This is a genomic window from Aquimarina sp. AU58, assembly GCF_900312745.1.
In the GTDB taxonomy this organism is placed as follows: domain Bacteria; phylum Bacteroidota; class Bacteroidia; order Flavobacteriales; family Flavobacteriaceae; genus Aquimarina; species Aquimarina spinulae.
The window spans coordinates 1-12,723 of sequence record NZ_OMPD01000010.1 but is presented as its reverse complement, the minus strand read 5'-3'; the positions used below and the strand labels follow the sequence as shown (position 1 = coordinate 12,723).

At 40.3% G+C, this 12,723-nt stretch carries 2 protein-coding genes and 1 pseudogene; all 3 read left to right on the top strand.

Translation table 11 applies throughout. The features are described from left to right. Positions 1 to 155, top strand: a pseudogene (locus DK441_RS27025) (type IX secretion system membrane protein PorP/SprF); the annotation flags it as partial. Positions 156 to 754: 599 nt separating this feature from the next. Then, positions 755 to 1,099 carry a hypothetical protein gene (locus DK441_RS09945; protein ID WP_109098605.1) on the top strand — a complete coding sequence of 115 codons (345 nt, stop codon included), beginning with the start codon at positions 755 to 757 and terminating at the stop codon, positions 1,097 to 1,099. 382 nt (positions 1,100 to 1,481) lie between these two features. Then, the coding region (locus DK441_RS09940; protein WP_200822842.1) for a choice-of-anchor L domain-containing protein at positions 1,482 to 12,723 on the top strand (11,242 nt) is incomplete at its 3' end.

Genomic DNA, 12,723 nt, shown 5'->3' with positions numbered 1-12,723 from the left:
TTCAGATCTCGGATGCATTAATGATTGGTTTTGCTTATGATCGAGAAACGACAGAGTTAGGTCAGAGTCAATTTAATGATGGGAGTTATGAGGTATTTCTCAGATTCGAACTCTTCAAAAAATACAACAGAATGCTAACACCTCGTTTCTTTTAACCAAAATTACATAGCATATCAAATAACATCATACTATTTATTTACCATTATAATTTACTGTATAGAAATATTTTGTTTCAGTAGATGCAAAGGGTAAATGAAATGACATCTACTATAGTTTCTTACATATCTAATCTTTTTCTTACATCAATAACCAATTACATGATTATAATTATGGTAAAACCATATTTATTTTGAGTTTTTAATGTATTTGTAATTAAGGATTTATATATAAATTTATGATGTTGAGAAAAACATGGTATAAGTCATTATTTTTTAAATTATTGTTGCGTATATAAAAAAATTACATTCGATAAATATATTTCCTTGTATAATCTACTGATGTACTTTCTTTTTTAATGCTTAATGACACTATTGTTAAAATTGTATAATTACATTCTAATGTTTTTCTTTCCAAATTAAATACACATAAATTTTTAATGAGTAAGTGAATAGCGTTTCACACTAAAAAATATCAAAATAGATAAAGAATAAACAATAGTAAATACATATAAAAAACAATCCAGCAATTATAAACTTTTGGCGAGCCAGTAATTGTTAGGATTTGAATAACGATAATTTTAAACTAAACTACCATTATGAGGTTCCTTTTTTTTATATCAAAAGATATATCTTCTTTTATTCAGAATAGCTATACGAGCTACATTCAAAAGCAAGTTGATAACTTACCTAATTACAGAGCGTTATTTTTAACAGGAATGATTACCATTTTATTGGGAACATATTCTTTTATAGCATATTCCTTTTTAGAAACTTCTTCGGTATTTATAGAGCATAAAAACTATCATAATAGACAGAGAAAAACAGGGGGAATTACTACCAATTTTAGTGATAAATATGCTCATAGATTTCTTTCGGGATCTAACCTTCATAAAAAGAGATGTTTACGTCTTAATGACAAAAATTACAAGATATTTTGCTAGTAGAAGAGAGAACCATTCGTCGAAATAAAACAGCTTTTTGTCGATAAAAAAGGTCTTTTTGACGCTATTTCTCACTTTTTTAACAAAAATAAAAGTTAATTTTGTCCAAATATAATTGTTGGATTTTATAGTTTTTTATTTCATTATCCATACCCCAAACAAAGAAATATGATGAATTTTACCTGGTTATTACATGATATAAAAAGAATAATTTCCTTTTTATATATATACAACATATTACCCTTGGTAACTACAACTTTATTTCTTCAAAATCATAAGACTTGCTTAGATATAGGTATATCCGATATTTCTAAAAACAACTATACTAATTCCTTTAAATCTTTCCAAAATAATAACACAACCAATTTACTATAACTAGCCTATGAAAATTTTTACTTTTTTTCAGACCAAAAACATTAATCAAAAAAGAACCGTACTGGTACTAGGTCTTTTTTTGATAGTAAGTAATTTTTCTTATTCTCAGGCAACCTTTGTAGGTAACCCTACCGATGCGGCTATGTTAAGTGTATTAGATGGCGATGGAGTAGGATTATCTAATGCCACTCTCGAAAATGGTGATAGAGGTACACAGTTAGCAACATTTTCTAATGGTACAGCTGGTGCTAATCTTTCTTTGGACGGAGGGGTTTTAATGTCTACAGGTAGTGCTACTCAGGCATTTGGTAGTAATGGTAATGCGGCATGGCCTAGTAATTCTGGAGTGGAAGCAAGTATTGATGTACCACCATTTGCTCCTGGTGGTGTTTATAGCGATCCGGATATTACTGCAATAGATGCAACCGCGGTACATGATGTGGTTGTCTTTTCATTTGATGTAGTTTTAGAACCTGGATTTACAGATTTAAAAGTAGTGTATCAATTTGGATCTGATGAATATCCAGACTACGTAGGAAGTGTATTCAATGATATTTTTGGATTTTTTATTTCTGGGCCCGGGATAACTGGTACTCAGAATATAGCTTTAGTGCCGGGAACTACAAGTCCTGTTGCGGTAAATACGATAAATGCAGGATTCGTAGGATGTAATGACGATGCCACTACAGAAGATTTGACAAACTCTGCTTTTTATATTAATAATGGGCATGACACATCGGCTGCTGCCTGTAATACTAATCCCGGACCTTTTACAATATTTACAGAGTATAATGGTATAACACAACAATTAACAGGAGTACTCTCTGGATTACTACCTGGTAATACGTATCGATTTAAAATGGCAATTGCAGATACAGGTGATCCTACATTAGATTCTGGAGTTTTTATAAGTACAATATCTGGAGATAGAGATTCTGATGGAGATGGCCTTTCTGATGCCAGAGATCCTGATGATGACGATGATGGTATTTTGGATATAGATGAATCTGGAGCTGCAGGCGAACCTAATTTGGATGTTGATGGAGATGGTATACCAGCATACCTTGATGATAATGATAATAATTTTACAATAGGAAATGTAAACGGAGTAGTAGAACCTCAATTTGATTTTGACGGAGATGGTATTTCCAACCATTTAGATTTGGATAGTGATAACGATGGTATCTTAGATGTTATAGAAGCAGGGGGGACTGACCCCGATAATGATGGTGTTATCGGCACAGGAGTACCTACCGATGCAGATGGTGATGGATTAGCAGATATTGTTGATAATATAGATAGTGGTAGTGGAGCAGGAGAAGTTACAACAGGAACACCACTTCCTACTCCTAATAGTGATGGTTCTGGTAATGATAATTATCTTGATATTGATGCAGATGATGATGGAATAGTAGATAATATTGAAGCACAGACAACTATAGGGTATTTAGCTCCTTTACTAAACGATGCAGATGGCGATGGGATTGATGATCGTTATGATATAAATTCGGGAGGATTTCCGTTAATACCTATAAATACAGATGCCGGTACTCCTAATAGTGATACCGTACCAGATTATCTGGATTTAGATTCAGATGGCGATAATGAAAGTGATACTATAGAAGCATATGATACTAATGATGATGGTATTGCAGATACTGTACCAGCAGTATCAGATGCTGATAACGATGGTTTAGATGATAATTTTGATGTAGATGATGCCAATTTAGATCCTACAAACGGTGGTCAAACAGCAACCAATCCTTTTCCTAATACCGATAGTCCAGGAGGAGAATCTAATTGGAGAGAGTGGATAGATATTTCACTTTTAAAGACAGATACTTATGCAGATACAAACTCAAATGGTGTTATGGATGCAGGTGATACAATCACTTATGTGTTTACTATAACTAATACTGGAGGAACAACATTAACCAATGTAACAATTGTAGACTCGGGGATAACTGTTAGTGGTACTACAATAGCAAGTTTAGCTTCGGGAGCAACCGACAATACAACTTTTACGGGGACATATACACTTCTTCAGGCAGATATTAATACAGGAAGCTATAGTAATAGTGCAACAGTAAATAGTGTAGATGTTAATGGAAATTTGGAAACAGATACTTCAGATGATCCTGATAATGCCACTAATGTAGATCCAGATGGTGATAATGATCCGGATGATCCTACAGTGACAACTTTTATTTTCATTGATACAGACAATGATGGTGTTCAGGATGGTGTTGATTTGGATAATGATAATGATGGGATTTTGGATAGTGAAGAGTGTTTTTCTACAAATACAATAAGTTGGGTAAGTGATTTTGGAAATTTAACAGATTTGCAAGCAGGAACATCTAATACATACGGAGGAGTAAATGTTAACATTGATCCATTAGTTAGTACATATGATGCAGATGATCTATTAAGCTATGCACCTCATAATAATTCTTTATTCGCTTTTGGCCCTGCATCACATTTTTTATGGCATGTAGATGAAGATCATATTGCCGCTCCGGCGACAATGACAATTAACTTTGATAGACCTATCGTGTTAGATGAATTTAAAATAGGAGATATTGGGTTAACAGCAACTTATGCAGAACAAGTTACTGTTAATTTATATTCAGCAGGAGTACGTTATATATTAAATGTAGGTACAGATGTTACAATAGGTTCATCTATGGCGTTAACTGGAACAAATCAGTTTACCGCAAACACTACTTATACAGGAATTAATGATCCAGCAAATGAAGTCACTGTTTTAGCAGGTAAGTATGTTGATAAAATTGAAATCATTTATAATGAAACTTCAGGGTTAGGAGATCCATCTCCACATGCCATATGGCTGTCTGATATTTCATTTTGTTATACAGATACAGATGCAGATGGGATTCCTAACTATTTAGATTTAGACTCTGATAATGACGGAATCTACGATGTTATTGAAGCTGGGGGAACTCTTAGTGGAGCTGTTGGACAAGAAGGTAGACATAATGATGATAATAACAATACAAATAATATGGCTACTAACGGAGTCCCTTCTTTTGCCAATGGCGGAGCAGGAAATACTCCAACAGATACCGGTAGTAATGGTAGTCTGGATTATATAACACTAGATAGTGATGGTGATGGTTGTAGTGATGCCAATGAAGCTTATGCCGATGCAAATGCCGATGGAGGTGATGGCGGAGTGTATAACCCTTCTAATACTGCAGCAGAACCGTTAACAGTAGGAGCAGGTACAGTAAATGCAAATGGAGTAGTGGTGGCCGCAGCGTATACCGCTCCTGCTAATGCAGATGGTATAGCACCAACAAATAATACACAGCTTGACTTTCAACAAGCCGGAACCGTACCAACGATAACTACACAACCAGCTAACATAACAACTAATGGAGTAGGTTCTGTAACGTTTGAGGTAGAACCAGATATAAATTATTACACATATCAATGGCAGGTTGATGATCAAAGCGGTGGTGGTTTTGTCTCTATTGATCCGGCCAATGTGGTAGATATTTATACGGGTAGTGATACTGCAATATTAACGTTAACGGGGGCAACTGCAACTGAAGATGGATATGTATATCGGGTAATTATAACAGATGGATCTTACATTTGTTCTTCCACTACTTCTAATTCTGCGACTTTAACTATTGATACAACTGCACCAACAGCAGATACGTTTACGACTAATGATATTACGCCTACCTTAACAGGAACCGGAGAGGCTAATGAGACCTTGACGATTACAGTAGATGAGAATGGAGATGGTACCCCAGAGGTTACTTATACAGTAACAACAGATGCAGCAGGAGATTGGAGTATTGATACCGGAGTTGCAGTACCAGATAGTGGTAGTTTACCGGTCTTAACTGATAATGATACTTTGGATGTTGTGGCTACCGATGCCGGAGGTAATAGTGGATCAGGAGTAGTGACTATTGATCTTACGGCTCCTACAGCAGATACGTTTACGACCAATGATATTACGCCTACTTTAACGGGAACTGGGGAAGCAAATGAGACCTTGACGATTACAGTAGATGAAAACGGAGATGGTACACCAGAGGTTACCTATACCGTAACGACCGATGCAGCAGGAGACTGGAGTATTGATACAGGAGTTGCAGTACCAGATAGTGGTAGTTTACCTGTATTAACCGATAATGATACTTTGGATGTTGTAGCTACTGATGCAGGAGGTAACAGTGGATCAGGAGTAGTGACTATTGATCTTACTGCACCAACAGCAGATACGTTTACGACTAATGATATTACGCCTACCTTAACAGGAACCGGAGAGGCTAATGAGACCTTGACGATTACAGTAGATGAGAATGGAGATGGTACCCCAGAGGTTACTTATACCGTAACGACCGATGCAGCAGGAGATTGGAGTATTGATACCGGAGTTGCAGTACCAGATAGTGGTAGTTTACCTGTATTAACCGATAATGATACTTTAGATGTTGTAGCTACTGATGCCGGAGGCAACAGTGGATCAGGAGTAGTAACTATTGATCTTACTGCACCAACAGCAGATACGTTTACCACCAATGATATTACCCCGACTTTAACAGGAACTGGAGAAGCAAATGAGACCTTAACGATTACGGTAGATGAAAACGGAGATGGTACCCCAGAGGTTACTTATACAGTAACAACAGATGCAGCTGGTGATTGGAGTATTGATACTGGAGTTGCAGTACCAGATAGTGGTAGTTTACCTGTATTAACCGATAATGATACCTTAGATGTTGTAGCTACTGATGCCGGAGGTAATAGTGGATCAGGAGTAGTGACTATTGATCTTACAGCACCAACAGCAGATACGTTTACCACTAATGATATTACTCCGACTTTAACAGGAACCGGAGAAGCTAATGAGACCTTAACGATTACCGTAGATGAAAACGGGGACGGTACTCCAGAAGTTACTTATACCGTAACGACCGATGCAGCAGGAGACTGGAGCATTGATACGGGAGTTGTTGTTCCTACGAGTGGATTCCTACCACCGTTAACTGATGATGACACCTTAGATGTTGTAGCAACTGATGCTGGTGGTAATAGTGGATCAGGAGTAGTGACTATTGATCTTACTGCACCAACAGCAGATACGTTTACCACCAATGATATTACCCCGACTTTAACGGGAACAGGAGAGGCCAATGAGACCTTAACGATTACAGTAGATGAAAACGGAGATGGTACCCCAGAGGTTACTTATACAGTAACAACAGATGCAGCTGGTGATTGGAGTATTGATACTGGAGTTGCAGTACCAGATAGTGGTAGTTTACCAGTCTTGACTGATAATGATACTTTGGATGTTGTAGCTACAGATGCCGGAGGCAACAGTGGATCAGGAGTAGTGACTATTGACACTACTGCACCAACCGCAGATACCTTTATAACAAATGATATTACGCCTACTTTAACCGGAACAGGAGAGGCTAATGAGACCTTAACGATTACCGTAGATGAAAACGGCGATGGTACCCCAGAGGTTACCTATACCGTTACAACCGATGCTGCTGGTGATTGGAGTATTGATACCGGAGTTGCAGTACCAGATAGTGGTAGTTTACCTGTATTAACCGATAATGATACTTTAGATGTTGTAGCTACTGATGCCGGAGGCAACAGTGGATCAGGAGTAGTGACTATTGACACGACTGCACCAACCGCAGATACGTTTACCACCAATGATATTACGCCTACTTTAACGGGAACAGGAGAGGCCAATGAGACCTTAACGATTACAGTAGATGAAAACGGAGATGGTACCCCAGAGGTTACTTATACAGTAACAACAGATGCAGCAGGAGATTGGAGTATTGATACCGGAGTTGCAGTACCAGATAGTGGTAGTTTACCGGTCTTAACTGATAATGATACTTTGGATGTTGTGGCTACCGATGCCGGAGGTAATAGTGGATCAGGAGTAGTGACTATTGATCTTACGGCTCCTACAGCAGATACGTTTACAACAAATGATATTACCCCGACTTTAACGGGAACTGGGGAAGCAAATGAGACCTTAACGATTACAGTAGATGAGAATGGAGATGGTACCCCAGAGGTTACTTATACAGTAACAACAGATGCAGCAGGAGATTGGAGCATTGATACTGGAGTTGCCGTACCTACAAGTGGTAGTTTACCAGTGCTAACTGATAATGATACTTTGGATGTAGTGGCTACAGATGCCGGAGGTAATAGTGGATCAGGAGTAGTGACTATTGATCTTACTGCACCAACCGCAGATACGTTTACGACTAATGATATTACACCGACTTTAACGGGAACCGGAGAGGCTAATGAGACCTTAACGATTACAGTAGATGAAAACGGAGATGGTACTCCAGAGGTTACTTATATCGTAACGACCGATGCAGCAGGAGACTGGAGCATTGATACAGGAGTTGTTGTTCCTACGAGCGGATTCCTACCACCATTAACCGATAATGATACCTTAGATGTTGTAGCTACTGATGCAGGAGGTAATAGTGGATCAGGAGTAGTGACTATTGATCTTACAGCACCAACAGCAGATACGTTTACGACTAATGATATTACGCCTACCTTAACAGGAACCGGAGAAGCTAATGAGACCTTAACGATTACAGTAGATGAAAACGGAGATGGTACCCCAGAGGTTACCTATACAGTAACGACCGATGCAGCAGGAGACTGGAGTATTGATACGGGAGTTGCCGTACCTACAAGTGGTAGTTTACCAGTGCTAACTGATAATGATACTTTGGATGTTGTAGCTACTGATGCAGGAGGTAACAGTGGATCAGGAGTAGTGACTATTGACACTACTGCACCAACAGCAGATACGTTTACGACCAATGATATTACCCCGACTTTAACGGGAACTGGGGAAGCAAATGAGACCTTGACGATTACAGTAGATGAGAATGGAGATGGTACTCCGGAGGTTACCTATACAGTAACGACTGATGCAACAGGAGATTGGAGCATTGATACTGGAGTTGCCGTACCTACAAGTGGTAGTTTACCAGTGCTAACCGATAATGATACTTTAGATGTTGTAGCTACTGATGCCGGAGGCAACAGTGGATCAGGAGTAGTGACTATTGATCTTACTGCACCAACAGCAGATACGTTTACGACTAATGATATTACTCCGACTTTAACAGGAACAGGAGAGGCCAATGAGACCTTAACGATTACAGTAGATGAAAACGGCGATGGTACCCCAGAGGTTACCTATACCGTTACAACCGATGCTGCTGGTGATTGGAGCATTGATACTGGAGTTGCAGTACCAGATAGTGGTAGTTTACCAGTCTTGACTGATAATGATACTTTGGATGTTGTAGCTACTGATGCAGGAGGCAACAGTGGATCAGGAGTAGTGACTATTGACACGACTGCACCAACCGTAGATACGTTTACGACCAATGATATTACGCCTACTTTAACGGGAACTGGGGAAGCAAATGAGACCTTAACGATTACCGTAGATGAAAACGGAGATGGTACTCCGGAGGTTACCTATACAGTAACGACTGATGCAACAGGAGATTGGAGCATTGATACTGGAGTTGCCGTACCTACAAGTGGTAGTTTACCAGTGCTAACGGATAATGATACTTTGGATGTAGTGGCTACAGATGCCGGAGGTAATAGTGGATCAGGAGTAGTGACTATTGATCTTACTGCACCAACCGCAGATACGTTTACAACAAATGATATTACCCCGACTTTAACGGGAACTGGGGAAGCAAATGAGACCTTAACGATTACAGTAGATGAAAACGGAGATGGTACTCCGGAGGTTACTTATACCGTAACGACGGATGCAGCAGGAGACTGGAGTATTGATACGGGAGTTGCAGTACCAGATAGTGGTAGTTTACCTGTATTAACCGATAATGATACCTTAGATGTTGTAGCTACCGATGCTGGAGGTAACAGTGGATCAGGAGTAGTGACTATTGACACGACTGCACCAACCGCAGATACGTTTACGACTAATGATATTACCCCGACTTTAACGGGAACTGGGGAAGCAAATGAGACCTTAACGATTACAGTAGATGAAAACGGAGATGGTACTCCGGAGGTTACCTATACAGTAACGACTGATGCAACAGGAGACTGGAGCATTGATACTGGAGTTGCCGTACCTACAAGTGGTAGTTTACCAGTGCTAACTGATAATGATACTTTGGATGTAGTGGCTACAGATGCCGGAGGTAATAGTGGATCAGGAGTAGTGACTATTGACACGACTGCACCAACCGCAGATACGTTTACGACTAATGATATTACACCGACTTTAACGGGAACCGGAGAGGCTAATGAGACCTTAACGATTACAGTAGATGAAAACGGAGATGGTACTCCAGAGGTTACTTATATCGTAACGACCGATGCAGCAGGAGACTGGAGCATTGATACAGGAGTTGCAGTACCAGATAGTGGTAGTTTACCTGTATTAACCGATAATGATACTTTAGATGTTGTAGCTACTGATGCCGGAGGCAACAGTGGATCAGGAGTAGTAACTATTGATCTTACTGCACCAACAGCAGATACGTTTACCACCAATGATATTACCCCGACTTTAACAGGAACCGGAGAGGCTAATGAGACCTTAACGATTACGGTAGATGAAAACGGAGATGGTACCCCAGAGGTTACCTATACCGTTACAACCGATGCAGCTGGTGATTGGAGTATTGATACCGGAGTTGCAGTACCAGATAGTGGTAGTTTACCGGTCTTGACTGATAATGATACGTTGGATGTTGTAGCTACAGATGCCGGAGGTAACAGTGGATCAGGAGTAGTGACTATTGACACGACTGCACCAACCGTAGATACGTTTACAACAAACGATATTACCCCGACTTTAACGGGAACTGGGGAAGCAAATGAGACCTTAACGATTACCGTAGATGAAAATGGAGATGGTACTGCAGAGGTTACTTATACCGTAACAACAGATGCAGCTGGTGATTGGAGTATTGATACCGGGGTTGCAGTACCTACAAGTGGATTCCTACCACCGTTAACAGATAACGATACTTTAGATGTTGTGGCTACAGATGCCGGAGGTAATAGTGGAGCTGGAGTAGTGACTATTGACACGACTGCACCAACCGCAGATACCTTTACCACTAATGATATTACGCCTACTTTAACAGGAACAGGAGAGGCTAATGAGACCTTAACGATTACCGTAGATGAAAACGGAGATGGTACTCCAGAGGTTACCTATACCGTAACGACCGATGCAGCAGGAGACTGGAGTATTGATACCGGAGTTGCCGTACCTACAAGTGGTAGTTTACCAGTGCTAACGGATAATGATACTTTGGATGTAGTGGCTACAGATGCCGGAGGTAATAGTGGATCAGGAGTAGTGACTATTGATCTTACTGCACCAACCGCAGATACGTTTACGACTAATGATATTACGCCTACTTTAACAGGAACTGGGGAAGCAAATGAGACCTTAACGATTACAGTAGATGAAAACGGAGATGGTACACCAGAGGTTACCTATACCGTAACGACCGATGCAGCAGGAGACTGGAGTATTGATACGGGAGTTGCAGTACCTACAAGTGGTAGTTTACCAGTCTTGACTGATAATGATACTTTGGATGTTGTAGCTACAGATGCCGGAGGTAATAGTGGATCAGGAGTAGTGACTATTGACACTACTGCACCAACAGCAGATACGTTTACGACTAATGATATTACGCCTACCTTAACAGGAACCGGAGAGGCTAATGAGACCTTGACGATTACAGTAGATGAGAATGGAGATGGTACCCCAGAGGTTACTTATACCGTAACAACAGATGCAGCAGGAGATTGGAGTATTGATACCGGAGTTGCAGTACCAGATAGTGGTAGTTTACCTGTATTAACCGATAATGATACTTTAGATGTTGTAGCTACTGATGCCGGAGGCAACAGTGGATCAGGAGTAGTAACTATTGATCTTACTGCACCAACAGCGGATACTTTTACCACCAATGATATTACACCTACTTTAACGGGAACCGGAGAGGCCAATGAGACCTTAACGATTACGGTAGATGAAAACGGAGATGGTACCCCAGAGGTTACCTATACCGTTACAACCGATGCAGCTGGTGATTGGAGTATTGATACCGGAGTTGCAGTACCTACAAGTGGATTCCTACCACCGTTAACAGATAACGATACTTTAGATGTTGTGGCTACAGATGCCGGAGGTAATAGTGGAGCTGGAGTAGTGACTATTGACACGACTGCACCAACCGCAGATACCTTTACCACTAATGATATTACGCCTACTTTAACAGGAACCGGAGAGGCTAATGAGACCTTAACGATTACCGTAGATGAAAACGGAGATGGTACTCCAGAGGTTACCTATACCGTTACAACCGATGCTGCTGGTGATTGGAGCATTGATACGGGAGTTGCAGTACCAGATAGTGGTAGTTTACCAGTCTTGACAGATGATGATACCTTGGATGTTGTAGCTACCGATGCAGGAGGTAATAGTGGAGCTGGAGTAGTGACTATTGACACGACTGCACCAACCGCAGATACCTTTACCACTAATGATATTACGCCTACTTTAACAGGAACAGGAGAGGCTAATGAGACCTTAACGATTACCGTAGATGAAAACGGAGATGGTACTCCAGAGGTTACCTATACCGTTACAACCGATGCTGCTGGTGATTGGAGCATTGATACGGGAGTTGCAGTACCAGATAGTGGTAGTTTACCAGTCTTGACAGATGATGATACCTTGGATGTTGTAGCTACCGATGCAGGAGGCAACAGTGGATCAGGAGTAGTGACTATTGACACTACTGCACCAACCGCAGATACGTTTACGACCAATGATATTACGCCTACTTTAACAGGAACCGGAGAGGCTAATGAGACCTTAACGATTACAGTAGATGAAAACGGAGATGGTACACCAGAGGTTACCTATACCGTAACGACCGATGCAGCAGGAGACTGGAGTATTGATACGGGAGTTGCAGTACCTACAAGTGGTAGTTTACCAGTCTTGACTGATAATGATACTTTGGATGTTGTAGCTACTGATGCAGGAGGTAACAGTGGATCAGGAGTAGTGACTATTGACACTACTGCACCAACAGCAGATACCTTTACCACCAATGATATTACACCTACCTTAACCGGAACCGGAGAGGCCAATGAGACCTTAACCATTACCGTAG